The 25,035-nt window shown below is 28.0% G+C and carries 27 protein-coding genes and 2 pseudogenes; 18 read left to right on the forward strand and 11 right to left on the reverse strand.

What is annotated here, in order from left to right; translation table 11 throughout:
• The first annotated feature begins 28 nt into the window (after positions 1 to 28).
• From KMP69_RS05360 to KMP69_RS05390, 7 genes are read left to right on the forward strand one after another with little or no spacing between them, the layout of a single operon-like run.
• On the forward strand, positions 29 to 361 hold the full coding sequence (locus KMP69_RS05360) for a hypothetical protein (protein WP_250543648.1): 333 nt from the start codon (positions 29 to 31) through the stop codon (positions 359 to 361).
• Positions 362 to 366: 5 nt separating this feature from the next.
• Positions 367 to 1,971: a type II/IV secretion system ATPase subunit gene (locus KMP69_RS05365; RefSeq protein WP_214399442.1), complete on the forward strand. Its 1,605-nt coding sequence runs from the start codon at positions 367 to 369 to the stop codon at positions 1,969 to 1,971.
• On the forward strand, positions 1,964 to 3,703 hold the full coding sequence (locus KMP69_RS05370; protein ID WP_250543580.1) for a type II secretion system F family protein: 1,740 nt from the start codon (positions 1,964 to 1,966) through the stop codon (positions 3,701 to 3,703). Before KMP69_RS05365 ends, KMP69_RS05370 begins: the two co-directional genes overlap by 8 nt.
• 2 nt (positions 3,704 to 3,705) lie before the next feature.
• Positions 3,706 to 4,260, forward strand: a complete 555-nt coding sequence (locus tag KMP69_RS05375) for a hypothetical protein (protein WP_214399444.1) — start codon at positions 3,706 to 3,708, stop codon at positions 4,258 to 4,260.
• Positions 4,257 to 4,622, forward strand: coding sequence for a hypothetical protein (locus KMP69_RS05380; protein WP_214399445.1), 366 nt, complete (start codon positions 4,257 to 4,259; stop codon positions 4,620 to 4,622). The genes KMP69_RS05375 and KMP69_RS05380 overlap by 4 nt, the downstream gene beginning before the upstream one ends.
• Positions 4,610 to 5,767, forward strand: a complete 1,158-nt coding sequence (locus KMP69_RS05385) for a hypothetical protein (protein ID WP_214399446.1) — start codon at positions 4,610 to 4,612, stop codon at positions 5,765 to 5,767. The genes KMP69_RS05380 and KMP69_RS05385 overlap by 13 nt, the downstream gene beginning before the upstream one ends.
• A gap of 14 nt (positions 5,768 to 5,781) precedes the next feature.
• A complete protein-coding gene (locus KMP69_RS05390; protein ID WP_214399447.1) occupies positions 5,782 to 6,549 on the forward strand; it encodes an A24 family peptidase in 768 nt (255 codons plus the stop codon).
• A 38-nt stretch (positions 6,550 to 6,587) separates the two neighbouring features.
• Here KMP69_RS05390 and KMP69_RS05395 read toward each other — a convergent pair whose 3' ends face one another.
• Together KMP69_RS05395 and KMP69_RS05400 are read right to left on the reverse strand one after the other, a co-directional pair.
• Positions 6,588 to 7,628, reverse strand: a complete 1,041-nt coding sequence (locus KMP69_RS05395; RefSeq protein WP_214399448.1) for an archaellin/type IV pilin N-terminal domain-containing protein — start codon at positions 7,626 to 7,628, stop codon at positions 6,588 to 6,590.
• A gap of 316 nt (positions 7,629 to 7,944) precedes the next feature.
• Positions 7,945 to 8,997 carry an archaellin/type IV pilin N-terminal domain-containing protein gene (locus KMP69_RS05400; RefSeq protein WP_214399449.1) on the reverse strand — a complete coding sequence of 351 codons (1,053 nt, stop codon included), beginning with the start codon at positions 8,995 to 8,997 and terminating at the stop codon, positions 7,945 to 7,947.
• 308 nt (positions 8,998 to 9,305) lie between these two features.
• Here KMP69_RS05400 and wecB point away from each other — a divergent pair, with 308 nt between their 5' ends.
• The 5 genes from wecB (at position 9,306) to KMP69_RS05425 (ending at position 13,147) form a co-directional block, all read left to right on the forward strand.
• The gene (gene wecB / locus KMP69_RS05405; RefSeq protein ID WP_214399450.1) at positions 9,306 to 10,406 is read left to right on the forward strand and encodes a non-hydrolyzing UDP-N-acetylglucosamine 2-epimerase; all 1,101 of its coding nucleotides are present in this window, start codon (positions 9,306 to 9,308) and stop codon (positions 10,404 to 10,406) included.
• Positions 10,407 to 10,465: 59 nt separating this feature from the next.
• Positions 10,466 to 10,855 (forward strand): helix-turn-helix domain-containing protein, encoded by a 390-nt coding sequence (locus KMP69_RS05410; protein WP_214399451.1) that lies wholly within the window; start codon positions 10,466 to 10,468, stop codon positions 10,853 to 10,855.
• Between the two features lie 89 nt (positions 10,856 to 10,944).
• Positions 10,945 to 11,886, forward strand: a complete 942-nt coding sequence (gene rnz, locus KMP69_RS05415) for a ribonuclease Z (protein WP_214399452.1) — start codon at positions 10,945 to 10,947, stop codon at positions 11,884 to 11,886.
• A gap of 4 nt (positions 11,887 to 11,890) precedes the next feature.
• Positions 11,891 to 12,562: an NADPH-dependent F420 reductase gene (gene npdG, locus KMP69_RS05420; RefSeq protein ID WP_214399453.1), complete on the forward strand. Its 672-nt coding sequence runs from the start codon at positions 11,891 to 11,893 to the stop codon at positions 12,560 to 12,562.
• 39 nt (positions 12,563 to 12,601) lie between these two features.
• Entirely contained in the window at positions 12,602 to 13,147 is a 546-nt protein-coding gene (locus KMP69_RS05425; RefSeq protein ID WP_250543581.1) for a hypothetical protein, read from the forward strand.
• A 217-nt stretch (positions 13,148 to 13,364) separates the two neighbouring features.
• Here the strand turns inward: KMP69_RS05425 and KMP69_RS05430 are convergent.
• The 4 genes and pseudogenes from KMP69_RS05430 to KMP69_RS05445 form a co-directional block, all read right to left on the reverse strand.
• Positions 13,365 to 14,003: pseudogene (locus tag KMP69_RS05430) on the reverse strand (DNA-methyltransferase); the annotation flags it as partial.
• Positions 14,004 to 14,015: 12 nt separating this feature from the next.
• Positions 14,016 to 15,062, reverse strand: a complete 1,047-nt coding sequence (locus KMP69_RS05435; protein ID WP_214399454.1) for a M20/M25/M40 family metallo-hydrolase — start codon at positions 15,060 to 15,062, stop codon at positions 14,016 to 14,018.
• Positions 15,059 to 15,400, reverse strand: coding sequence for a DUF192 domain-containing protein (locus KMP69_RS05440; protein WP_214399455.1), 342 nt, complete (start codon positions 15,398 to 15,400; stop codon positions 15,059 to 15,061). The genes KMP69_RS05435 and KMP69_RS05440 overlap by 4 nt, the downstream gene beginning before the upstream one ends.
• Positions 15,390 to 16,226 (reverse strand): SDH family Clp fold serine proteinase, encoded by an 837-nt coding sequence (locus KMP69_RS05445; RefSeq protein ID WP_214399456.1) that lies wholly within the window; start codon positions 16,224 to 16,226, stop codon positions 15,390 to 15,392. The genes KMP69_RS05440 and KMP69_RS05445 overlap by 11 nt, the downstream gene beginning before the upstream one ends.
• A gap of 151 nt (positions 16,227 to 16,377) precedes the next feature.
• Between KMP69_RS05445 and KMP69_RS05450 the strand changes: the two genes are divergently transcribed.
• On the forward strand, positions 16,378 to 17,493 hold the full coding sequence (locus KMP69_RS05450; protein ID WP_214399457.1) for an AAA family ATPase: 1,116 nt from the start codon (positions 16,378 to 16,380) through the stop codon (positions 17,491 to 17,493).
• Positions 17,494 to 17,501: 8 nt separating this feature from the next.
• Here the strand turns inward: KMP69_RS05450 and KMP69_RS05455 are convergent, their stop codons facing one another.
• The 5 genes and pseudogenes from KMP69_RS05455 to KMP69_RS05475 form a co-directional block, all read right to left on the reverse strand.
• Positions 17,502 to 18,185, reverse strand: a complete 684-nt coding sequence (locus KMP69_RS05455) for an SWIM zinc finger family protein (RefSeq protein ID WP_214399458.1) — start codon at positions 18,183 to 18,185, stop codon at positions 17,502 to 17,504.
• Between the two features lie 84 nt (positions 18,186 to 18,269).
• Positions 18,270 to 18,389, reverse strand: a complete 120-nt coding sequence (locus KMP69_RS08235; RefSeq protein WP_394357604.1) for a zinc ribbon domain-containing protein — start codon at positions 18,387 to 18,389, stop codon at positions 18,270 to 18,272.
• A 100-nt stretch (positions 18,390 to 18,489) separates the two neighbouring features.
• A pseudogene (locus KMP69_RS05465) lies at positions 18,490 to 18,678 on the reverse strand (recombinase family protein); the annotation flags it as partial.
• 3 nt (positions 18,679 to 18,681) lie between these two features.
• The gene (sepS, locus tag KMP69_RS05470) at positions 18,682 to 20,301 is read right to left on the reverse strand and encodes an O-phosphoserine--tRNA ligase (RefSeq protein ID WP_214399459.1); all 1,620 of its coding nucleotides are present in this window, start codon (positions 20,299 to 20,301) and stop codon (positions 18,682 to 18,684) included.
• Between the two features lie 155 nt (positions 20,302 to 20,456).
• Positions 20,457 to 20,804, reverse strand: a complete 348-nt coding sequence (locus KMP69_RS05475) for a DUF555 domain-containing protein (RefSeq protein WP_010869560.1) — start codon at positions 20,802 to 20,804, stop codon at positions 20,457 to 20,459.
• A 158-nt stretch (positions 20,805 to 20,962) separates the two neighbouring features.
• Between KMP69_RS05475 and argB the strand changes: the two genes are divergently transcribed.
• From argB to KMP69_RS05500, 5 genes are all read left to right on the forward strand, one after another.
• Positions 20,963 to 21,844: an acetylglutamate kinase gene (argB, locus tag KMP69_RS05480; protein WP_214399460.1), complete on the forward strand. Its 882-nt coding sequence runs from the start codon at positions 20,963 to 20,965 to the stop codon at positions 21,842 to 21,844.
• A 183-nt stretch (positions 21,845 to 22,027) separates the two neighbouring features.
• Positions 22,028 to 23,071 (forward strand): TDT family transporter, encoded by a 1,044-nt coding sequence (gene tdt, locus KMP69_RS05485; protein WP_214399461.1) that lies wholly within the window; start codon positions 22,028 to 22,030, stop codon positions 23,069 to 23,071.
• A 96-nt stretch (positions 23,072 to 23,167) separates the two neighbouring features.
• Positions 23,168 to 23,770, forward strand: a complete 603-nt coding sequence (locus KMP69_RS05490; RefSeq protein WP_250543583.1) for an OsmC family protein — start codon at positions 23,168 to 23,170, stop codon at positions 23,768 to 23,770.
• A gap of 12 nt (positions 23,771 to 23,782) precedes the next feature.
• On the forward strand, positions 23,783 to 24,058 hold the full coding sequence (locus KMP69_RS05495; RefSeq protein ID WP_214399462.1) for a PLD nuclease N-terminal domain-containing protein: 276 nt from the start codon (positions 23,783 to 23,785) through the stop codon (positions 24,056 to 24,058).
• Positions 24,059 to 24,074: 16 nt separating this feature from the next.
• Positions 24,075 to 25,016, forward strand: coding sequence for a radical SAM protein (locus KMP69_RS05500; protein WP_214399463.1), 942 nt, complete (start codon positions 24,075 to 24,077; stop codon positions 25,014 to 25,016).
• Positions 25,017 to 25,035: the final 19 nt, after the last annotated feature.

The raw sequence follows: 25,035 nt of genomic DNA on the forward strand, positions 1-25,035 counted from the left end.
TATTATAAAATCAATCCTATTAATGTTAGTGTCATCTTTGATTATTTTGTTTACATCAACTGTTTATTATGAACTAATTGAGATTGGAAAATATAGATACATAAACAAAATTGACAAGGAAATAACCTCTGAAATAATGAATTCTATAATTTTAGCAAATGAAGGAAATATAACGGTCTATAAGAAAAAGAAACTTGGCTGTGAAATCGAATTTAAAAATAATTCTTTTGTTATAATTTTTCAAAATAACACTTATATTCATAAATTCAACAACATCCAGTTTTTGCCCAACAAACTTTCTGAGATATCTAAAATTTCATGTAGAAAAATTAATGATAGATATATAATTGAAGTAAAGTGATATCAATGAAAAAATATGGTTTAAAGTTGACCAGTGAGGATTCAAAAGATAAAAATAAAAGAATTATCGACAATTTAAAAAAAGTTTTAAAATTCTTCAATAAATCATTAAAAAAAGATACAAAAGATAATATATTGCATGAAGATACATTAAAGGAAGTTTATGAAGAAATTAAAAATCTCGAAATATATGAAAAAATGACAATTGACATGACAAATGTTATAATTGGTTATGACAAGATAGAAAAAATGGGAAAATATATAGTTATTGAGCCAATTTTAACAAAAGATGAAGAAGAACTATTTTTAAAACTGAAAAAAGCTGTGCAAATATTATTAGATATTCCAATAGAAGAAATAGAAAAAGAGAAATTAGAAGAATATTTAAGAGAAAGAATTCTTGAAATTTTTAATGATTTAAAATTGACTTTGGACAATATAACAAAACATAAGATAATTTACTATTTAATTAAATATCTCACTGGTTATGGAAAAATAGATGTTCTTATGAAAGATGAGAATTTAGAGGATATTAGTTGTACTGGAGTTGGAAAACCAGTTTATGTATTCCACAGAAAATATAGACACTTAAAAACAAATATAAAATTTGAAACTGAGGAAGAGTTAGATTCATTTTGTATATCTTTAGCCCAAAGATGTGGTAAATCTTTAACATTAGCTAATCCAATAGTTGATGGTTCTTTACCTGATGGTAGCAGATTAAACGTAACTCTCGGAAAAGATATTTCCAGATATGGTTCAACATTTACAATAAGGAAATTTACACATTCTCCTATTTTACCAACAGATTTAATAAGATATGGTAGCATCTCTCCAGATATGCTTGCATATCTTTGGTTGCTCATTGAATATAAAAATTCTATTATGGTTGCTGGAGAAGTTGCTACAGGAAAAACTACATTACTAAATGCTTTCTCTCTCTTCATCCCACCAGAAATGAAAATTGTATCTATCGAAGATACTCCAGAAATTAAATTGTTTCATGAAAATTGGATTGCTGGAACTACAAGAGGGGGTTTTGGTGGAAAAGAATATGAAATAACTATGATGGATTTACTAAAAGCAGCTTTAAGGCAAAGACCAGATTACTTAATTGTTGGAGAGGTTAGGGGAGAAGAAGCAAAGATTTTGTTCCAGGCAATAACTACAGGACATTTGGCATTATCAACAATACATGCTAAATCTCCAGAAGCTGTTATAAGAAGATTGAATGCAGAACCGATGAATATCCCAAAAATTATGCTTGAACAATTAAATGCAATATGTATGCAGGTTAGATTAATTTATAAAGGAAAGTTTGTTAGAAAAACTAAAAGTATAACTGAGATTGTAGAATACAACCCAAAAATTGATGATGTTATTTTGCATGATGTTTTTTGGTGGAATCCTAAAGAGGATACTTTTGAATTTTCTGGAAAGAGTTATTTATTAAAAAGAATAGCAGAATTTGTTGGTAGTTCAGAAAAAGACATTATTGATGAACTTTATAAAAGAGCTGAATTTTTGAAAAACTTAAGTAAAACAAAGCTTAGTTTTGAAGAATTTGTCAAGAATATATGTAAGTATAGGGAGGATTATAAAGGTGATTAAATTGGACTTTTTTGAGAATTTAAAAAATAAGTATTACAAATTAGCTATAAAAGTTTTTAAAGTAGATGATGAAAAATTTGATGAGATTTTATTAAAAGCAGGAATACATGCTGTTTCTTCGACATATTTACCAATTATATTTTTAACCTCAATTATTGTGAGTTTTATAATTTTTGTCATTTTTTTAATAGTGTTTAACATATTTTATGCAATTTTAGGATTCCTTGTAGCAGTTTTTGTTATTATTTCACTGGGAATTTTATATCCTTATATTATAATGGAAGAAAAAGCTAAAAGTATTGATGAAAATCTGCCATATGCATTTGCCTTTATATCTGCCCTATCTTCAGCAAACATTCCAGTGGTAGAGATATTTAGTTCTTTATCAAAAGAAAACATTTATGGTGGAATGAGTAATGAAGCTAAAGAAATTGTTAAAGATACTAAAATATTTAATTATGACATTATAACAACTTTTTTAAGGAGAGCAAGATTGACACCAAGTAAAAAATTGTCGGCAGTTTATTACAATATTGTTGCTTCTCTAATTGTAGGAGCTGAGATGAAAAACATTTTCCATGAAATATATGAACGATTAATGGAAGATAGAAAGTTAGAATTATTAGGGGCCATAGAAAAAGTGGAAATACTATCTGAATTTTATGTAATTGCCTGTGGAATGATTCCTCTTTTTGTAGTAATGACCGTTCCAGTAGCATCGTCAATTAGTGCAATATTACAAACTGCCTCATTCTTTGGAAATCCCAAGTTACTTCCGCTAACCTTTTATTTATGGGTTCCAATAGCATCAATAATATTTATGGGATTAGTTTATGCAATATTACCAAAAGATTTCAAATTAAATGTTTCTCTATTAGAAGTTTTAAAAGAGTTTGATGAGCCAGAGATAGAAGGAATAAAAATGAAATTCAAATGGAAACCTATTCATTTTATTACTTTATTCTTCTGGATACTTTCTGTAATTTCTTTTGCACTGTTTTTTATTAAAAAATCTGTTTTTATGTTTCATGGAAGTGATTTTTTACTGTTTGGAATTTTATTATTTATACTTCCTTTTATTCTAACGAGTTATTGGCATTTTATTATTGAAAGTCAGAAAGAAAGATACTATCCAATCTTTTTAAATGATTTAACCATGGCTGTAAGAAGTGGGTTGGACATAATTAGAGCGATGCAAATTTGTGCAAGAACGAATTATGGTCCTTTAACAAAAATTGTTAAAAAAATGGCTATTCAGATGTCATGGGGAAGACCTGTAAATGAAGTATTTGCAGATTTAGAAAGATCTGAAAAATCTTTAATTGCAAAAAGAATTGCATCAATACTAAAAGAGTGTGCAGTTTCTGGTGGTGATATAAAAGATATTTTAACTTCAGTAACTGTTCATGCATATAGATTGAGTGAAATGAAGAGAGAAATAAGTACCAGACAGTTTATATATGTTGTAGTTATTTATCTTTCATTTTTATTATATATTGGAACTTCATATATCATGGTTCATTCACTTTTACCAACGTTATTAAAAAATATTCAGGGATTAAGTGTTGATTTTTACAAAAATTACCTATTTCAAGGAATTTTAATATACTCAATATTCTCTGGGGCATCTTTAGGGATATTAACTGAAAGGTCGGTTATTGCTGGAATAAAACATATTTTGTTAATGTTAATTGTTGGATACTTATTGTTTAAGCTATATATTGGGGGATAAGAATGGAATTGGACTATTTGCTTGCAACAGCTATATTTTTAATTTTATGTGCCTATATTATCACCGAAACTGTAAATTTATATAATGTTTATGATATTGAAGACGCAAGGAAAGAATTTATAATGTATTATAATGATTTAAAATATAATTACTCAATTTCAAAAGGTAATTTAATTTTTAATTTTATAGTAAATAAAACAATATATAGTATTGAAGGATTTGTATTTAAAAACACTTCTGAAAGTAGGGAATTAGTAGAATATCTTGAAAATTTAAACGGCTCATACATTATTGCATATTCTCAATCTAAGGATGTATTTATTGTAACAAAAAATGATGAATTTTTAAAAATAATAGGACATTACAATGTTTCTACAATTTATAAAAAAGATGATTATAAAGATATTGAAATAATATATCCAAAAAACTATTCTATTAAATATAGAAAATTTCCAATGATTAATTTTAACAAATTGTTTGAAATTCCATTTTGTGTAGTTGATAAAAATGAAAATATAACTCTAAAGTATTATGGAATCTTAGAAGTGGGAAGATGATATTTAACAATAAAGGGTTTATTAGGATTTTAGAGGCAGTATTTGCAAGTGTTATAATAATATTAATTTTTTCTTATTTGGTAGCTTCCCAAAATTTCAATTATAATTTATCCTTAGAGTTTATTGGCTATAATTCATTATTCTCTACACATATTGAAGAGAGCGATTTTGAAAACATATCTTCTCTCTATGAGAAGATAAAACTACCAAGTAATGTAGGTTGTGGATTTGAAATTTATAAGAATGGGAATCTAATTTACTCTGATGCTAAGAGTGGAGTTGTTGTTGAAAGAAATTTTATATTTGAAAATAACTCTTCAGTAAATTTTTATAAACTAAGGTTGATACTATGGTGGAGATGAATAAAAAAGGGCAGTTTTTTATTATAGGAGGGGTTATTTTGGCTATTGGATTAATATTATTTTTCTTACTCGGTTTTAATGTAAATACTTCTGATAACTATTATTTATCAGTATTTAAAATGATAGATGTTAAGAATTCTATTGAAGAATGTTTAATAAATTCTTTAATTTCAAATTCAGATTTAAACAACAATTTGAATATATTAAAAAATAGTTATAAAGATGAAGGTATCGAAATTGATTATAAAAAAATTGAATTTTCAAATATACAATATGAAGCAAAAAATTTAACATTTAATTTTTCTTTATATAATAATATATTCTCCTACAACATATCAAATCATGGATTTGGAGGAATATTTAACGGAACTCTAAATATCTCAAACGTTGCATTTAACGAAAATATTTCATTGATTGTTAATGAAAATAGCTCAATTGCTGATAGTATTAATGTTAGTAGTGGTAATTATGTTGAAGTATTTGTTTATGATAAATTTGGGAATCTGTTGATTAATAAAACAATATACAATAATTCTTCCTATAAAATAACCTTATATTATTATACAACAAACATATCAAAAGAAGGAAATTTTATCACATTCATTTTAGCAAAAGATATTTTTAATAACTCATTAATGGAAAATGTCTCTTTTATTAATACAAGCGGATACTACAATGTTTATGAAAATAAAACATATATAAACATATCAATAAATGGAAGCTTCTTTGGATATTTGTATGTTAAAAGTTCCTATAAAAATTATACTACTATAGTTAATGAGAGCAATAATTATGTCTTTAATGACACTATTTCACCTATTTATATTGAGCTTCTAAATAACTATTCAGATGTGATTTTTATTTATCGTTTAAATGAAAGTATAACAAACTTTACTGATAACTCTTATATTATCATCAATGAATCTTGTACAAATAATTATTTTAATGCTTTATATGGTAATTCATCAATGATTTATGTTTCTTTACATGATGAGGACTTTAATCACAATATATCAATTTTTAGTCCACAAAAAGGTAGTTCTTCAAAAGGATTAGTTTTAGCAGATATCTATATTATAAATCCTACAATGTTCTATTCATCTTTAAACAATTTGTTTGAATATCAAAGTTGGAATATTAATTAAAATTTGGTGAGATAATGGATTTAGGTTATTTATATGGGTTAATTTGTTCAATGTATGGAGCAATAGAGGATTGGAAAAAAAGAGAAGTTAGTGATTTTTTATGGCTATCTTTACTTTGGATAGGGGTTATTGTCCATGCTATATATAGTAAAAATTTATTACTCTTTTTTATTGAGGTTTTTGCTATTTCATTTATTACCTTATCAGTTAAATATGAAGAACTTAATAGATTTTTTTATATGGGGATATTATTATTTTTGTTATCATTTATTTTGTTTAAATCGTATTTTGCATTATCTTTTTTATTATTTTATTTAGTTGGGGTTTTTTTATATTACACTAATTTTATGGGGGGAGGGGATTGTAAATTTTTAATAGGGTTGAGTTATTTAAAAGGGATGTTTTTTACATTTATTATTTTTTTAAATGCAATACTGTTTGTTATTCCTTATTGTATAATTATATTATTAATAAACATAAAAAATAAAAACTACAAAGGGATGAAATTAAAAAATTTGCCATTGTTGTTGATAGCTTTAAAAAAAGATGTTAAAGATGTTAGAAAATTTGAAAGCATTATGGGAGATGATGAAAATCTTTCATTAATTCCTAAAATAAATGAAGAAATAGAAAATGGCAAAAATAAATACAAAGGAAAAGTTTGGGTTACCCCACAACTCCCTTTTTTGGTTTTTATTTTCCTTTCTTATGTTCTGTATATAATATATCCGTTTCCAGTAATCCTTAAAATAATAGAATTAATCGTTAAATCACATTTTTAAAAGTTTAAGATAAAAGGAAAAAAGAAAAATTAGGGGATTTATCTATCGTGGAGTGTTATCTTAACATCTACCTGCTTATAGACACCTTCATCAGAGACAACTTTTACTGGGATATTAACAGTTTCTTCCATATCCTCTCCAATCTTAAAGCCCATTGATGCTCCAAATAGGAAGAATATTTCTTTAGTTACTTTTTGTCCTGGTTGTAATGTTCCTACATTGTATTCGTTTGTAAAGAAGTATGCATCTGTTGGGTTATTGTATTTATTAAAAGCCCATCCTGTATTCCAACCTATGAATTTTGTTCCATTTACAGCACATGCATAGTAGAAGTTGTTAAATCCTCCTGCGTATAATCTCATAGATTGTCTGTGTGTTGAATCTCCCCATTCCTTTGCATCAGTTACAGATAAATCTTTACTATCAATTATTGCATTGATTTTTGTAACTGATGGCAAAGCAAATATATATTTTATACTACTGTAGTTTTTACCATCATCACCAACCCAAGTAGCTCCAGGATATATTCCAGTTCTATTTATAATTCCAGTAAATTCATTTCCATCTTTATCGCATAATACATAAGCATCATAACTATTTCCTGCTGCATCTGTTATTGTGGTCTTCTTTAATTGTAATGCAGCAATTTCCTTAGCGCCTTCGGTTTGTATTTTAACATTTGTTAGTGCTGAATCGTAGTAATTTTCAATTGTTATTGGTACTGGGACTATAATTCTTTCATCATATAGTGTCCCCCAATTACTATCTTTCGCTAAAGCGTTTAATACATATTTGGAAGCACCAGGATAATCACCCCATGAACTTTGTAATGTATCACCTAAATCTAAGTCCCCCTCAACATCTATCTCTTTTGGAACAGATACTCCTATTGCTCCAGCATCGTAGGCAATTGTAGATGTTGTTCCTTCTAATGCCGATTTAGTTTTTTCTTGAGAACTTTCAAACATTCCGCTACCCCATGCGTAAAATACAGCTCCGACAACTATTGTAACTCCTAACACGATTAATAAAGCTAATATTGGAGACATAGCTTTTTTACTCTTCAACCAATCTACCATCTTCTCACCTCTACCTTTTCCCTCGGGTGTCCCATTACGGGAGACCGTCATCGAATATTAAAGATTAGTTTATATATTATTAAATTTTCTTTAATTGTGAATTATTATGTATAATTCATATTATACTATATAAAGTTTTCTTTATGAGTTATTTAGAAAACTTTAAATATGAAAATAAAATTTAGAATATGAATTTTTATGAATAAATTAAATATTTCTCATAAATTTTATTTTTGAAAAAAATAAAAGAAATTATTATTTTAGAATTTAAATATGTGGGTATATGTAGTGAATAAAAAATAAAAAAAGAAAGAATTTATGACCACTCTGGGTCTTCAATGTGGAATTTCAATGGAATTGTCTTAGTTAATGTCCCTTCGCTGTCCTGGATTCTAATGCTTATTTCATCAATATCTGGTAAATATTCTGAGGTTATGTAACCAAATGCTATGTATGTGTTTGCTACTTTTACACTGTTTGGAGGAACATCTCCAATGTTGTATGTTGGATTGTTGAACAATAACTTACAATCATTATATCCTTCTGTTCCTCTAAAGAATGCCTGGCTTGTAGCCATATACCACTTATCCCCAGTTGAATTTATAGCAACTAAGTAGTAATTAGTACCATCAGCACTTATTAATTTTAATGGGCTTGAAGTATAATCTGCAAATGAACTCTTTGCTTTTATTGTAGAATACTCTATATCTTCTCCAGTTGTTGGTATTAAATCAGTTCCATTCCACTTATATCCACTTGCAGAGCTTGATATATTTACAGCATAGGAGCTAGTTGTAAATACGTAAGTAAATCCTGCATTATTCTCATCTGCAGATGCATAACCAATATATCCTGTGAATGTTGAATCGTCTCCTTTTAATAATACATATTGGTCATTTACTTCATCATATTTCAAATGGAGTGCCCACCATAAATGCCCTGAAAGTCCAAGGACTTTTGCAGTAACTCCTTTTAATGTTTTATCTTGTGCATTATTCCTAATATAAATTGGAATTTCAAATATAACTCTTTCATCTTTTAGACATTTGGTATATTTGTCTGGCTTATATGGTTCTCCATATTTTATTGTTTTATCATTATCTGCATCAACACCAGTTGAAACATACTCAAATGTTGCTGGACTTTCATCATGTCCTACGACTCCAACTCTAACATAGTATGGAATAACATCATTTGACATTGTTGCTGCCTGTCCTTCTAATGCCGATTTAGTTTTTTCTTGAGAACTTTCAAACATTCCGCTACCCCATGCGTAAAATACAGCTCCGACAACTATTGTAACTCCTAACACGATTAATAAAGCTAATATTGGAGACATAGCTTTTTTACTCTTCAACCAATCTACCATCTTCTCACCTCTACTTTTCCCTCGAGTGTCCCATTACGGGAGACCATCATCGGGTATTAAAGATTAGTTTATATATTATTAATTTATATGATTATTATAAATATTATATTACTTATGCCTTATATTACATTTAAAATTATATATAAATTTTACGATTTTTTTAAAATATTATTACTTAGTGTTAATTTTTTAAAATATATTAACAAATAAAAATATATCTGTATGTGTAAAAAAATAAAAATAGAAAGTTTGTATATACTCTGTAAATTGTAGATAATTAACTTAAACTATATTATTTGGATGATAATATGAAATTCACGATAGTATTAGGGACAAGGCCAGAGATTATAAAGCTCTCACCAATAATTAGAGTTTTAGAAAAAACTAACATAGATTGGAATATAATACATACTAATCAGCATTATTCTGAAAATATGGATAAAATATTTTTTGATGAGTTAAATTTACCAAAACCAAAATATAATTTAGGTATAGGTTCAGGAACTCACGGAGAGCAGACAGGGAAAATGTTAATTAAAGTTGAAAGAGTTCTTTTAAAAGAAAAACCTAATGTTGTTATAGTTCAAGGAGATACTAATACAGTTTTATCTGGAGCATTAGCTGCTTCAAAATTAAAAATAAAAATTGCTCATGTTGAGGCAGGATTAAGAAGTTTTGATAGAAATATGCCTGAGGAGATAAATAGAGTTTTAACTGATCACATTAGCGATTATCTATTTGCACCAACTGATATAGCTAAAAATAACTTATTGAGGGAAGGTATTAAAGAAAACAAAATTTTTGTTGTAGGAAATACTATTGTTGATGCTACCTTGCAAAATTTGAAGATTGCTGAAAAAAATGAAAATGTTAAAAAATTTTTTAACACACTTAAGAATAATGGTGATTATTTTTTACTAACTTTACATAGATCTGAAAATGTTGATAATAAGAAAAGATTAAAAAATATTATAGAGGGTATATTATATTTAACAAAGATTTATGACGAACATATAATTTTTCCTATACATCCAAGAACTAAAAAAAGGTTGGAAGAGTTTAATTTACTAAACAAATTAAAAAATAATGAGAAAATTAATATTATTGAGCCTGTAGGATACTTAGAATTCTTAATGTTGGAGAAAAATGCTAAATTGATTTTAACAGATAGTGGAGGGATTCAAGAAGAGGCATGTATCTTAAAAACCCCATGTATAACTTTAAGAGATAACACTGAAAGACCAGAAACTTTAAGTGTTGGAGCAAATATTTTAGTAGGAGATGATAAAGAAAAATTAATTAACGCAGTTAATATTATGCTCAATAAAAATAGAAATTGGGAAAATCCATTCGGAGATGGAAAAAGTGGTGAAAAAATTGTAAAGATTTTAATTGACAAAAATAAATAAATAAATAGTAAAATTTATAATATAGTTAATAATTATGTCACAATCATTAAGGTGGTATTATGGGTAAGTTATTATTAAAAACTCCATGCACAACTTGGACCTTTGATAATTTAATGGCATGTGTATTTGGAATAAAGGTCTCTGATGTTAAGGTATATTTTGATATTTTAAAAAACGGACCCTCAAAGATAAATGAAATTGCTGAAAGAATTAATAGAAATAGGAGTACTGTTCAGAGAGCTGTTCAAAATCTAATGAATGCAGGTTTAGTTAAAAGAAAGCAGGTGAATATAAAAGAAGGAGGTTACTATTTTATTTATGAAGCAATTCCTTTTGAAGAAGCTAAAAAAATCATAAAGAAGACCATAAAAGAGTGGTGTAACAATATGGAAAAATGGATTGATGAATTAAAATTTGAAGATGTGATTGAGGAGTATTTTGAAGAGTAATAATAAATTTTTAACTTTTTTATTAATTTTTATTTGTTTTTTGTTTCCATTGTGATAATGAAATAATTAATAAGTTTTTGGTAGAGATTATGAAGATAATATTTTTAGGAACTGGAGCGGCAGTTCCATCTAAAAATAGAAATCATATTGGCATAGCATTTAAGTTTAAGAGTGAAGTGTTTTTATTTGATTGTGGGGAAAATATACAGAGGCAGATGCTATTTACCGAAGTTTCTCCAATGAAGATTAGCCATATATTTATAACTCATTTACATGGAGATCACATATTAGGACTTCCCGGGCTATTACAGAGTTTAGGTTTTTTTGGAAGAGATAAGGAAATCAATATTTATGGACCAGTAGGTTTAAGAGAAGTTATTGAGAGTTCTTTAAAGTTGGGTTATCATATTATTGAATATCCAATAAAAGTATATGAGATTTCAGCAAAAGAGCCATTAAAAATTCTCCAATGTGAAGATTATGAGATAATTGCCTATCCTACTAAGCATAGTGTCCCTTCTTATGCATATATATTTAGAGAGATTAAAAAACCTCGCCTAAATATGGAAAAAGTTAAAAAACTTAAAATAAAAATAGGACCTGACTTAAAAAAACTAAAAAATGGAGAGCCAGTTAAAAACATTGAGGGAAAAATTGTATATCCTGAAGAAGTTTTACTTCCTCCAAAAAAAGGTTTTTGCTTAGCTTATAGTGGAGATACACTTCCATTAGAAGATTTTGGGATATATTTAAAAGAGATAGGATGTGATGTATTAATTCATGAAGCTACATTTGATGATTCTGAAAAAGAAACTGCTAAAGAAAATATGCACTCTACTGTTGGAGATGCTGTTAACATTGCCAAATTGGCAAATGTTAAGGCGTTAATATTGACTCACATTTCAGCAAGGTATGATAAGGAAGAATTCTTTAACCAATATAAAAAAAATGTTAAACAGTATAATGAGAACTTTGAAATTATTATTAGCAAAGATTTAGATTGTTATGATGTAAAAGATTTATTGAGGTGAAAAAATGAAAATATCAATATTGGGAGGAACTGGAGACCAAGGATTTGGTTTAGCTTTGAGGTTGGCTAAAAACAATAAGATAATAATTGGTTCAAGAAAAAAAGAAAAAGCAGAAGAAGCAGCTAAAAGAGCTAAAGAGATATTAAAGCAGAGAGAAATTGAGGCAGATATCGTTGGATTAGAAAATAAAGATGCTGCAAAAGAGGGTGATGTTGTTATTTTATCAATACCTTATGAATATACATTATCTACAATAAAACAATTAAAAGAAGAACTTAAAGGGAAAATTGTTGTTTCTATAGGAGTTCCATTAGCCACAGCTATTGGTGATAAACCAACAAGATTACTGTTTCCACCAGACGGTTCTGTGGCTGAAATGGTTCAGAATGTATTAAAAGAAAGTAAAGTAGTTAGTGCATTCCAAAATGTTTGCCATGCAGTTTTAGAAGATTTAGACAATCCAGTAGATTGTGATATTTTAGTTTGTGGAAATGATGAAGAAGCTAAAAAAGTAGTTATTAATTTAGCAAACCAAATTGATGGTGTTAGGGCAATAGATTGTGGAAATTTAGAAAAGTCTAGGATAATTGAGGCTATAACTCCATTATTAATCGGATTAAATATAAAATACAAGTCAAAAGGGACTGGAATTAGAATAACCAATTTGGAGATTTAAATATAAAATTTTATTTATTTTAAATTTTATGGTGATTATATGGACGATAAAGATTATTATGAAGAAATAGAGCAAATCTTAAGACAAATATTACAGCCAATTGAAAAGATTTCATTTTCAACCTTTGTTAGGGTTGTTAGTGGTTATAAAATTATTCCCATAAACTTATCTAAGAAAGAAGATAAAGATTTGATTGAAGATTTAATTAAAGTTTGTGAAGAAGTTATTGAAGAAATTAAAAAGACTAATGGTATAAAAGATAAAGAGGGTAAAACACCAAATAGACCCAATGAAGTAGGTAATTATATTGAAAATTATGTTAAGGATGTGTTAAACAAATATGGATATGCAGATACTCCAAAAACTCAATCTGGAAGTAAAAAATCAACAGGTTATCCTGATATTGAATTTTGGTATAAAGGAAAGGAAGAAGGTGAAGGAAGAATTGTATTGAAATTAAAACATTTAATGAGAAAAATATTAACTCTACTCAAAGAACTTTTTATGCTTCTCCGTCAAAAGATGAGGAAGAGTTCGAAACAGTTTCTTAATTTCTGTAACACACCGCAATATATAAATACTTAATGTAGCTATATTATTAATTATCCGATGAGAGGGCTCTGCCTTCGAGGTCATCATAACTTTGATAAAAAGGTTTATGGGGCTGTTTCCGTTCAGCCCGAAGTCCAATGAACTCACAGGGGAGAGATTGGTAATCTCGATGAAGCTGTGGGTTGAGGACAACCCATTTCCATAGCTATCGGTTTGTATAAATTAAGTTGTTAAATGCTATGATATGCTATGGAAATGGGAAACGGAATGTTGCTGGATGTGGTCTATCTTTATCTCTATACTGTATTGTTTCATAGGGGATAAACCATGTATTTCCTCTATCCCTCAAATCCTTATTCTTTCCAAATCGCTTTATATTACTTTTATCTTGATAAGGAACACCTATTGACAATTTATCCAACTTAACATCACCATTTTTTGTAAAGTGGAAGATATATTCATGCATTATACTTAAATATCTATCACTGTTTATTGGTTTATAGTGTCCAACGACAATGTCTCCAATAATATTTGGATAATTACCAACATCTTCTTTTTGTATTGCTATAGATTTTATCCAATGTATTGTATTTTGTAGTTTAAAGTGCTTTCTTATTACATTAGCTACATCAAAGGCAATCCATGGGTCTTTTGCAGTATAACCAATATTTATAAAGAATGAGCCATCATCCTTTAATACTCTTTTTATCTCTTTAACAACCTCTTCAATCCAATTCAGATAATCTTCTCTACTTAAATTATCAGAATATTTGTTATATTTAATTCCAATATTATAGGGTGGAGAGGTAACAACTACATCAACAGACTTATCTTTTAATTCTTTCATTCCCTCTAAACAATCCATACAGTAAATTTTATTTACATCCATTTTTGCTCCCCATTATTCTTTAATTAATTCTACAAGTTTTTCTATATTTTTTATTCCTTTATCAAAATCATTTAAATTTAAAAACTCATTTTTAGAATGAGCATACTCTAATTTACCAACTCCATAAATCACAACATCTGCATTTAAAAATTTATTTATGTAGTATGCTTCACAAGTCGCATTAAAAAAGGATATTTCATAATATTTGGATAATTTATCTATTAGTTCTTTATTTTTTAGCATGTAAAAATCTGCATAATGTCTCCCTAAATTTAATCTATTTTTTATATACTTTGAGTATTCTTTGTTATCTAAAAAATTGGAAATTTTATTTATTATATCTTCTTCTACACTTCTAACATCAAATAAAACATAGGCGTAGTCAGGAACTATATTACTTTGAATTCCTCCCTTTATCATAGTAGGAGTTATTGTGGAACTATATATTTTATCAACTTTAATTTTTTTTAGAGGAATATTTTTTAAGTCCAAGATAATCTTACTTAAAATTTCTATGGGATTTATACAATTATTAACTGATGATGCATGCATAGATTTACCAAAACTTTCAACAACATACTCAAACCTCCCTTTGTGTCCAATACAAACTTTTAAGTCTGTTGGCTCACTAACAATTCCTATAATTTTTTTATTTTTAATTTTTCTTTTTAAATATTGACAAAAATTATAAATTCCATTAGATTCTGTTTCTTCGTCGGGGGAGATAACTAATAATGATTTATCGCTATTTAAAAAAGCGTGAATCATTAAAATAACATTTGCCTTAGCATCTATAACTCCAGTTCCATAAAAATATTTATCATCTTTTTTAAAATCTAATTGAACTTTTACAGTGTCTATATGTGAATTTAATATTACATCAAAGTTTTCTACATTATCTTTATAAGCTACAAAGCAACCCTCAACAACTTTATTATTTATCCCTAAGTTATTAAAAAAATTTGATAAATATTTAAATGCTTTTCTAACTCCAATTTTGTTGTCAGTTTTTATTTTTATTAAATCTTCAAGAATTTGTAGATAGTCCATAAATATCATCTCATAAATTCTACCTTTGTTCCTATAAGTTCATTTAAATCAATATTTCTACATTTAAATTCAAGCATTGATGTTGAATAATTTTTACAACTGTATGTTTTCCAAGGCTTTAATCTAACTGTTTCCACAACTCTATCTTTATCAATGAAAATAACATCAATAGGATATAACATAAAAAATGTATGAATAGATATTTTTCTTCTTCTATATAGAAAAAGCATTGCCCTATCTCCAATATCTCTAAACATTAAGCCAAAAGCCCTCTTAATAAAATTATCTGCTAATACAACATCAAACTCTAAGTTACCTATTCTAACTTTTTTAATTTTATTTTTCATTCTTTTCCCGCTCTTTTTTATTGTATGGAACTGGAATATAATAAACTGATGGCTTTGCACCCATTGGCTGAGGATATAATTCCAATAGTTCATAAACTTTTTTTGGAACATTTGTATTAACTTCAATCCCTAACTCCTTTAATTTATTAACTGTTAGTGGATAATCGTGAGTCCATTTTCCCGAAGTTAGTTCTTTAGCAATATTTTTTGCCTTTTCCTCTCCATATTTATCCTTTAATAATTCATAAACGAATTCTTCCATTTGTTTAATAGCTTTTTTTGATATATCAACCAATATTAATGTTTCATCATCTACCTTCTCTCCTTTTCTGTAGTATGCCTCCAATATAGATGCCGCAGGATACTGTCCAATTTGAGGATCTACTGGACCCATAACTGCGTTTTTATCCATAATTATTTCATCAGCGGCTAATGCAATTAAACTACCTCCACTCATCGCATAGTGCGGAATTATTACAGTAGTTTTTGCTTTATGCTCTTTTAAAGCTAAAGCTATTTGTTCACTCGCCAACGCTAAGCCACCTGGTGTATGAATAATTAAATCTATTGGCATATCTTCTGGAGTCAATCTTATAGCCCTTAAAATTTCTTCACTATCCTCTATTGTTATAAATTTATATATTGGGATTCCTAAAAATGTTAAAGCCTCTTGCCTATGTATCATAGCAATAACTCTACTCTTCCTCTCTTTTTCTATCTCCCTTATACACCTTAACCTTCTCATTATTCTATACTTCATCATCATCTCTGGATAAATAAAAAGTAGAAAAATGAAAAAGAAGAAAAATAAGTCCATAGATGTCATTTCATCCCCCTAATATTTTTAGTTAAGGTAAATTATTAATATACCAATTATGTATAAATATACATTGGCCTAACTTTATATACTACCTTATAACCATAATATTCTCACTGTTATAATTATGTAAAATTATTACTTAAATTGGTGAGAGATTATGAGCAAAATAGGATTTAATCCAATAAAAATAAAGACCTTTTCAAAGATTAAAACTTACGATGATACTTTACCATCATTAAAGTATGTCATATTAGAACCTGCTGGATTCCCTATTAGAGTTGGTAGCGAGAATGTTAAAATTACTTCTGATGATCCAAAACTCTTCAATATCTATGCGAGAGACCAGTGGATTGGCGAGATAGTTAAAGAAGGTGATTATTTATTTGACAATTCAATTCTTCCTGATTATGCCTTTAAGGTTATTTCAACATATCCAAAAGAGGGAGGTATGATTACAAGCGAGACTATATTTAAATTACAAATTCCTAAAAAAGTTATTAGGACTCAGTTTAAAAAAGCAAGATTTAGTGAGATTATTGGACAAGAAGAGGCAAAAAAGAAATGTAAAATTATTATGAAATATTTAGAAAATCCAAAACTCTTTGGTGAGTGGGCTCCAAAGAATATATTATTCTATGGACCACCAGGAACTGGTAAGACCCTTATGGCGAGAGCATTGGCAACAGAGACAAATTCATCATTCATATTAGTGAAAGCTCCAGAGCTTATTGGTGAGCATGTAGGGGACTCTTCAAAAATGATTAGAGAACTGTATCAAAAAGCATCAGAAAATGCTCCATGTATTGTATTTATCGACGAATTAGATGCCATAGGTTTAAGTAGAGAGTATCAGTCATTGAGGGGTGATGTTTCTGAAGTAGTTAATGCTCTATTAACCGAATTAGACGGAATTAAAGAAAATGAAGGAGTAGTTACTATAGCTGCAACAAACAATCCAGCAATGTTGGATCCAGCGATTAGAAGTAGATTTGAAGAAGAAATTGAATTTAAACTACCTAACGATGAGGAAAGATTAAAAATTATGGAATTATATGCTAAAAAAATGCCACTACCAATTAAAGCAAACCTAAAAGAATATGTAGAAAAAACTAAAGGATTTAGCGGAAGAGATATTAAAGAGAAATTCTTAAAACCTGCTTTGCACAAGGCTATATTAGAGGATAGAGATTATGTTAGTAAGGAAGATTTAGATTGGGCTTTAAAGAAGATTTTAAGTAATAGAAGAGAGGTACCACAGCATCTATATCTCTAATCTTCAATCTAATCTTCAAATTCAAAATAGTTGTCATAGTGTGTGATTAAATAATCCTCAACAATCCAAAGATCTTTTTTATGTTTTCTATATAGATTTATAATCTTTTTTATGACATCTTTGTTATTTCTTTTAAAGATTTCATCTAATATTATATTTAAAGATTCAACTACATCAGAATTGTTAAAGTCTAAATCTGCATTTATCATCTCATAAATTATTTTTAATAGTTCATCATCTTTTGCTTTTTTAACAAACTGATTTCTTAAAAATGATTTAAATGTATAAATGTTTTTTCTTTCTAAGGGGATTAATTTAAGTAATCCAATACCTTTGTTAAATAAACTGTCTTTATTTAGGAATTCTTCCCAAAGATAATTTTTTACAACTAAATTTTTTATAATTTCTAAAAGTTCTTCTTTACTTTTATTCTCTAAATTTTTAAATATTTCTTCAGCATCTATGTAGTTATTGTTTTTATATGCTTCAATTAATGCATAAGCATGTTTGCAGTTGTATTTATATGGACAGGAGCAATATCCAAAATAATCCTTTAAATCAACCTTAACTTTATAAATATCACTACCCACAACTTCTCCATATATAAAATCTCCAAATTTTATACAATACTTAACTAACCCATTTCTATAATATTCTCTACCTCTTTCAATAATTTTAATATCATAATTCATATTATCACTTATTACAAGCTACAAGCAATAAAATATTAAAAATCTAACCTATTATGTATAGGCAGAGCCTCCTCATCGGATAATTTATATAGTTGAGAATAATCTATTTCCACAGTTTGGGCATAATATAGAGGTGTAGGAAGGATATACATCAACAACTTTAACACCGAATTCTAAGGACGTATTTTTAAGGATTTCTAAAATTTTTTAGTTGAAATAAATATTATAATTTATGTTTTAATTTTAGAAATTTTTGTACTATTTTTTAATCCAAAATATAAGGCAATAGACAAATCATCAACTAATTCTTTACTAATTTGAATAATTTTCTTAATTCTTTCCTATTCTCGTTTAAACCACTATCAATGTCGGTAATTATTTCTTCAATAACATAATTTTTCTCTTTACAGTAATTTTTTAAATATTCTACTTGCCTTTCTAAATCATTTTTTTGGTCTCTACCAGAAACTCTTGCATAAATTGTTATTTTATTTTCTCATTTTATTTCCACTTTAGCACTTAAGAATACTGGCCCTCTAACATCTATAACTTTGTTTTTACCCATTATTTGTTTTAAAGCTAAATCGTCTATTTTTAAGTTTATGTCACTCAAACTTCTAACTATTGGAACTCTAAATTTAAACTCATCTATATTAGATACTAAAGATTCCTCAATCTTAGCAACTAATTTGTATATAATTCCATCTATATATCTTATTCCAGTAGAAACTCCTTCTTCCTTAGCTTTCTTTAAAATAGGAATATATTCCTCTTTAATACTCTCAAATGTTGGTGGAATTCCATATATGTTACTATCATAGACATAAACTTCATTTAATACTGACGGCCCTAACAATCTTTTATTTACCTCATTTTCAAATATCTCTACCTTAACAACTTTCTTCTCTCCATTGAAATCAAATTCTTTTTTAACTTCAATTGAGCAAGGGCTTTCTTTATCTTTATTCTTTATACATATATCAATAAGTTCATTTGCAAAATTGTATAATTCATCCAATATTGGAAGTTTATCAACTCTTATCATTTCAGCTATTTCTCTATCACTTAAATTATATTCATAAAATTGAGGATATACCATATATCTAACATCTTCATATCCGTAAATTATCATTGCCAATCTCTCAACTCCCAATCCAAGATTCATCACTGGAACATCAATGTCATACTTAGCCAATGCTATTGGGGAATAAACACCAAATGTGGCAACTTCAATCCACTCATTTAGTTTTGGGTGGAAAGCATAAACCTCTGTTTGTGTCTCTGGAGTATAATACTTACTCTTTTTTTCATCAGGCTTAAATTTAAATTTAGTAAATCCAAACTGCTCCAATAAACCTTCGGCAACAACTTTACCGTCATCAACACTGACATCTTCACCAACTACTACACAAGATGCAGAGTGATAACTCATTAAATGACTTCTATCCTCTCTCTGCTCTCTTCTAAAGCATCTATCAATTGAGAAGAGTTTTAAAGGTAATTTTCTCTTTTTTATCAAATAACTTAGAGTTATAAACCATCCTGAAGTCATATGGCTTCTTAAAGTTAATGTAGATGCCTCTGGTTTTAAATCTTTAAATTCAGGAAATGCAGTTTCTAAAACCTTTAAACCCATTTCATTACTTACATTTAAAGCCTTTGCTATTTCAAAGACTAAATCATCTCCATCTATACTACCTTTTTTATATGAATGGAGAACTTCTCTCAATTTTTCTTTTTTCTTTTCATCTAACTTTATTCCCAAATTTTCTATAATCTCAACTTTATCATTTCCTAAACCAACATCAGGTCTTGGCAATCCAGCTAAGTAGAAACATCTATCTAAAACAGCCATAGCCTCTGGTCCAAACTGCTTATATATTTCAATTTCATCAACGATAATTGGATTAATTACTTCTTCAAATCCCATTCTTAAATATGCCTGTCTTAATCTCTCAATAGTTTCCATTACTGGATGTGGTTTTCCATAAATTGGCTTAATTCTTGGATATCTATAATCTATATGTTTGTCTTTAATTAATGCCTTTGTCTCTCTCCAAGCCTTTTCAAAATCTTTTTCCGCTAATTCTAAAATCTTTTTTGTGTCAAATCTCATCTTATCATCCTTAATTTTGGTTAATATATTAAAGTTAAAATAAATTATACAAAATAAATTTAAAAATTCGTAATAAAAAATAAATAATTTTAAAAATTTAAAAAATTAAAAGTTTGGTATCATTATTTATTGAAAATTTATTAAAATTTATCATTTTATTTTTCTAACTCTACAACATCAACTGGCTCTAATGGTATATTTTTTAGAACTTTTCCAATTGTTGCCTTTGCTATTCTTATAGCATGTTCAGGACTTTCTGCATTAAACACCTTCATGGAGAGTAAAACGCCTACTAAGGCTGTTCTTGCTACAACTAAAACACAATCTACTAACTCACCACACTTTGGACATATTGTCAATCCAATGTCTATATCAACATAATTTAATCCTTCTTTATTTAACATTTTACCTATCTGAGATATTGTAACGCTTATAGCGTCTTCGACATCATCTACATTTCTCACGATGTAAGCCGCTTGTAATGTTACATGATAATTCGGCATTGTTTCTCACCAACAACTAAAACACTCCCTATATTTTTTTATCAATTTCCTTTAACTTTACATATACAACTTTGCTATTATTTATAACTTATCGTTTGATAAAGTTTAAATAGAGATATTTCATCTAACAGAATAAAATAAAAATTTTGGGGATTGTTATGGTAAAAAAGGCAGAGGTTTTATTGGAGGCGTTACCATATATTCAGAAGTTCCATGGAAAGACATTTGTTATAAAGTATGGAGGGCATGCGATGATTGATGAAAAAGCGAAAAATTGGACTGCTCAGGATGTTGTTTTACTTAAATATGTTGGAATCCATCCTGTAGTTGTTCATGGAGGAGGACCAGAGATTAATAAAGCAATGGAAAAAATGGGTAAAAAACCAAAATTTATTCATGGTTTAAGGGTAACTGATGAGGAAACCTTAGATATTGTTGAGATGGTGTTGGCTGGGAAAATAAATGGAGATATAGTATCTAAATTATCAAAATTTGGAGGAAAGGCTGTTGGATTATCAGGAAAGTCAGGAAGAATTATAATTGCAAAGAAAAAAATAAAATACATTAAAAATGAGAAAGGAGAAAAAATAGCAGTTGATTTAGGTAAAGTTGGTGAGACAGTTGAAGTTAATACTGAACTCTTAGAGATATTAATAAGAAATGGATACATTCCTGTAATCTCTCCAATAGGTTTAGATGAAAAAGGAGAGGCATATAATTTAAATGCAGATACAGTCGCTGGAGACATAGCAGGGGCTTTAAAGGCAGAGAAACTTATTTTAATAACTGATGTAGATGGGATAATGGATGATGTAAATGATCCAAATACATTGCATAGAATATTAACTGCCTCAGAGTTAATGGAAATGATTGAAGATGGAAGAATAAAGGGTGGAATGATTCCTAAGGCAGAAAGTGCTTTGTATGCCTTAAATCATGGAGTTAAGAGTGTTCATATAATAAATGGAAAAATTCCTCATGCTTTGTTGTTAGAAATATTTACCGAGGAAGGTATAGGAACTATGATAACTAAAGATTAATTTTAAAAATTTTTTTACATTATATTTTATTTAGTTATGTTTTATCCTATATCTATATAATCAAATTTATTTTTAAAATATTAGAATTAATCGATATATCGAAAAGTTTAAATATAAGTGTATCAAGTATTAATAACGAGTATTAAATTACCACATATGAGATAAAAAATAGTGCGTGAGAGAATGTTAGAAGCATGTGAATCAAAATGGGACATTGTTAAAAATTTTATACCTTCATGGTTTGCGGCAGTAATGGGAACAGGGATTTTAGCAATATCAAGTTGGATGTATTCAGTATATATTCCAGTATTAAAATATGTTGCTGTTGGTTTGTTTTACTTAAATATTATAATGTTCTTTGCATTTTTAATTCCTTGGACTTTGAGATGGATACTATTCCCAAAAGATGCATTGGCAGATTTAGAACATCCAGTTTTAAGTTCCTTCTATCCAACAGTTGCAGTAGCAATGCTTGTATTGGCTTCGGATTTTATAATCATCGGGCATAATATAGATATTGCAAAATACTTTTGGGCTTTTGGAGCTGTTGGTATGCTACTGTTTAATTTAATAGTTCCTTACTATATGTTTAAATCAGACAGTATAAAGTTAGATCATGTTAATCCGGGTTGGTATATTCCACCAGTAGGTTTATTAGTTGTTCCAATTGCTGGAAGTTTAATAATTCCCCACTTAACTGGAATATGGCATGAATTGGCAGTATTTATCAATTACTATGGTTGGGGGTCAGGATTTTTCTTATATTTGGCTTTACTTGCAATAGTTATATATAGATTCATCCTCCATCATCCTCTACCTTCAGCATTAGCTCCAACAATTTGGATTAATTTAGGTCCAATCGGAGCAGGAATTATAGCATTGATTAATTTAGTAAATCATTCTCCATTTATTTCAGTAAAAGAGCCGTTTTATATATTTTCATTGCTGTTTTGGGGCTTTGGTGTGTGGTGGGCTTTGATGGCAATAATAATGACGATACACTATGTTAAAAAACTAAAATTGCCTTATGGTATGCCCTGGTGGGCGTTTATCTTCCCCCTTGGGGCATATGTTGCATCATCTCATATGGTTTATGGAATATTCCAATACAGTATAATAGATTACATTGGATTTGCATTATACTGGCTGTTGTTTGGTTTATGGGCTATAACCTTTATAAAAACCGCAATAGCCACATATCATGGATATCCGTTTAAAGGACACTAAAAAGATTAAGTTAATATAGTATAAAAAAATAAAATTATTAATGAGAATACTAAATATTTGAAAATTCAAAAAACTACATAAACTTGAGACGATATTATGAATCCAATGATGATGGGTAATATGAAAGAAATGATTGAAAAAATGATGAACTCTGAAATGTGCAAAGAGATGGCTCCAAAGATGATGCCAGAAATGATGCCAAAGGCTTTAGACAAATTCTTATTAGAAATTCCAGAGGATAAAAGAGAGGAATTTATAAAGAATATTGTTGATATAATCGTTTCAAAAAATAATGACTATGAAATATATTCAAAATATAAAGGAGATTTTAATGCATCTATAAGCGTTAAAGGGCTAAAATTAAATTCAAAAGGGGGTAGAGGGGCTACAAAAGATGTAATATCTCCTATGGATCTATTCTTATCTGGACTTTGTGGATGTATCGCCATTGCTGTTGGAAGAACTTTATCTGAAAATAATATAGATGCTGCTGATGTAACCGTTAAAGTATCATCTATTGAAAAGAGTTTTGAAAAAGGATGTATTGAAAAAATATCCTTAGATATTATTGTTAATGTTGATAATAAAGATAATATAAATGAAGAGGAATTAAAAGAGTTAGTCCTAAATGGCTCAAAAAAATGTCTTATTAATAATTCATTAAAATGTGAAGTTGAAAAAAATATAATTATTAAATAAGGTGACATAAAAATGTGGTATCCTCCAATGTGTCCTCCTTGGGGCTATAATTATGGCTTTTATGAATTTCCATTCTTTAATTTTGCATTTTTTGGATTTATATGGTGGATAATAAAAATAGTTGTTTTTATAATAGTTGTATTGGACATTATAAAAAGAGATGATTTAAAAACTCTTGAAAAAATTTTATGGCTTTTAGTTGTTTGGTTTTTAGGAATCATAGGGGCAATAATTTATTTCCTTCTATCAAAAAGAGAAAATAAACATAATAATCAAAATAATAAATAAAGTTAAGTGATAAAAAATGTTCGTCTATGGTCCAATCCCTTCGAGAAGGTTAGGTTTATCCTTAGGAATAGACCCAGTTTATTACACTTGCACATTTGACTGTATATACTGCCAACTTGGAAGGACGAGATATTTAGTAAGTTCTCCAAAAGAAATTCCAAAGGAAGTTTTAGAAAAGTTTCCAACTGATGAAGACATATATAAAGAAGTCAAAAAGATTGTCTCTGAAAATCCAAATATTGATTACTTAACTTTTGCAGGAAGTGGTGAGCCAACATTATCTCCTTATTTAAAAGAATCTATTGAAAGATTGAGAGAATTCAATATACCAATTTGTGTTATAACTAACTCATCATTGATGAACTATAAATCTGTTATAGAGGCTTTAAAAAATGCTGATTTAGTTTCTGCAACTTTAACATCAACAAATCAAGAAATGTTTGAAAAAATTCATAGGACTAAGATAAAACTTAAAGATGTTATTGAAGGATTGATTAAATTTAGAAGAGAGGCAGATGAAACTATCTTAAATATAGAGTTAATGGTTTTGAAAGGGATAAATGACGATGATGAAACAATATACAAACTCAAAGAGATATTTGATAAAATAAACCCAAACAATATTGAGATAAACACTCCAATAAGACCTCCATGCGAAAAGTATGCAAAAAAAGTAAAGTATGAGAGGTTAAAAGAAATTAGAGAAATTCTCGGGGAAAAAGCATTTATAATAGGAGAAAAAAGTAAAAAGAAGTATAATGAATCGTTGAATTCTAATATTCTCGAAAGAATTTCATCAATATTAAAAATAAGACCATGCACAGTTGAAGATTTATCAAACGCTTTGGGATTGCATATTTCAGAGGTTGGAAAATATCTATATGCATTAAAAAATAGTAAAAATTTAAAATGCATAGAAATTGATGGAAAGAAATATTACTTTATTGATATGCAGTAATTTTTATTCTTTATTTTGT

Source organism: Methanocaldococcus lauensis, assembly GCF_902827225.1.
GTDB lineage: Archaea > AGJL01 > Methanococci > Methanococcales > Methanocaldococcaceae > Methanocaldococcus > Methanocaldococcus lauensis.

Bases quoted from the DNA above. Each gene is read 5' to 3' on its own strand.
- KMP69_RS05365 (WP_214399442.1), top strand. From the start codon at position 367: ATGAAAAAATATGGTTTAAAGTTGACCAGTGAGGATTCAAAAGATAAA.
- KMP69_RS05375 (WP_214399444.1), top strand. From the start codon at position 3,706: ATGGAATTGGACTATTTGCTTGCAACAGCTATATTTTTAATTTTATGT.
- KMP69_RS05380 (WP_214399445.1), top strand. From the start codon at position 4,257: ATGATATTTAACAATAAAGGGTTTATTAGGATTTTAGAGGCAGTATTT.
- KMP69_RS05385 (WP_214399446.1), top strand. From the start codon at position 4,610: ATGGTGGAGATGAATAAAAAAGGGCAGTTTTTTATTATAGGAGGGGTT.
- KMP69_RS05390 (WP_214399447.1), top strand. From the start codon at position 5,782: ATGGATTTAGGTTATTTATATGGGTTAATTTGTTCAATGTATGGAGCA.
- KMP69_RS05395 (WP_214399448.1), bottom strand. From the start codon at position 7,628: ATGGTAGATTGGTTGAAGAGTAAAAAAGCTATGTCTCCAATATTAGCT.
- KMP69_RS05400 (WP_214399449.1), bottom strand. From the start codon at position 8,997: ATGGTAGATTGGTTGAAGAGTAAAAAAGCTATGTCTCCAATATTAGCT.
- wecB (WP_214399450.1), top strand. From the start codon at position 9,306: ATGAAATTCACGATAGTATTAGGGACAAGGCCAGAGATTATAAAGCTC.
- KMP69_RS05410 (WP_214399451.1), top strand. From the start codon at position 10,466: ATGGGTAAGTTATTATTAAAAACTCCATGCACAACTTGGACCTTTGAT.
- rnz (WP_214399452.1), top strand. From the start codon at position 10,945: ATGAAGATAATATTTTTAGGAACTGGAGCGGCAGTTCCATCTAAAAAT.
- npdG (WP_214399453.1), top strand. From the start codon at position 11,891: ATGAAAATATCAATATTGGGAGGAACTGGAGACCAAGGATTTGGTTTA.
- KMP69_RS05425 (WP_250543581.1), top strand. From the start codon at position 12,602: ATGGACGATAAAGATTATTATGAAGAAATAGAGCAAATCTTAAGACAA.
- KMP69_RS05435 (WP_214399454.1), bottom strand. From the start codon at position 15,062: ATGATATTTATGGACTATCTACAAATTCTTGAAGATTTAATAAAAATA.
- KMP69_RS05440 (WP_214399455.1), bottom strand. From the start codon at position 15,400: ATGAAAAATAAAATTAAAAAAGTTAGAATAGGTAACTTAGAGTTTGAT.
- KMP69_RS05445 (WP_214399456.1), bottom strand. From the start codon at position 16,226: ATGACATCTATGGACTTATTTTTCTTCTTTTTCATTTTTCTACTTTTT.
- KMP69_RS05450 (WP_214399457.1), top strand. From the start codon at position 16,378: ATGAGCAAAATAGGATTTAATCCAATAAAAATAAAGACCTTTTCAAAG.
- KMP69_RS05455 (WP_214399458.1), bottom strand. From the start codon at position 18,185: ATGAATTATGATATTAAAATTATTGAAAGAGGTAGAGAATATTATAGA.
- sepS (WP_214399459.1), bottom strand. From the start codon at position 20,301: ATGAGATTTGACACAAAAAAGATTTTAGAATTAGCGGAAAAAGATTTT.
- KMP69_RS05475 (WP_010869560.1), bottom strand. From the start codon at position 20,804: ATGCCGAATTATCATGTAACATTACAAGCGGCTTACATCGTGAGAAAT.
- argB (WP_214399460.1), top strand. From the start codon at position 20,963: ATGGTAAAAAAGGCAGAGGTTTTATTGGAGGCGTTACCATATATTCAG.
- tdt (WP_214399461.1), top strand. From the start codon at position 22,028: ATGTTAGAAGCATGTGAATCAAAATGGGACATTGTTAAAAATTTTATA.
- KMP69_RS05490 (WP_250543583.1), top strand. From the start codon at position 23,168: ATGAATCCAATGATGATGGGTAATATGAAAGAAATGATTGAAAAAATG.
- KMP69_RS05495 (WP_214399462.1), top strand. From the start codon at position 23,783: ATGTGGTATCCTCCAATGTGTCCTCCTTGGGGCTATAATTATGGCTTT.
- KMP69_RS05500 (WP_214399463.1), top strand. From the start codon at position 24,075: ATGTTCGTCTATGGTCCAATCCCTTCGAGAAGGTTAGGTTTATCCTTA.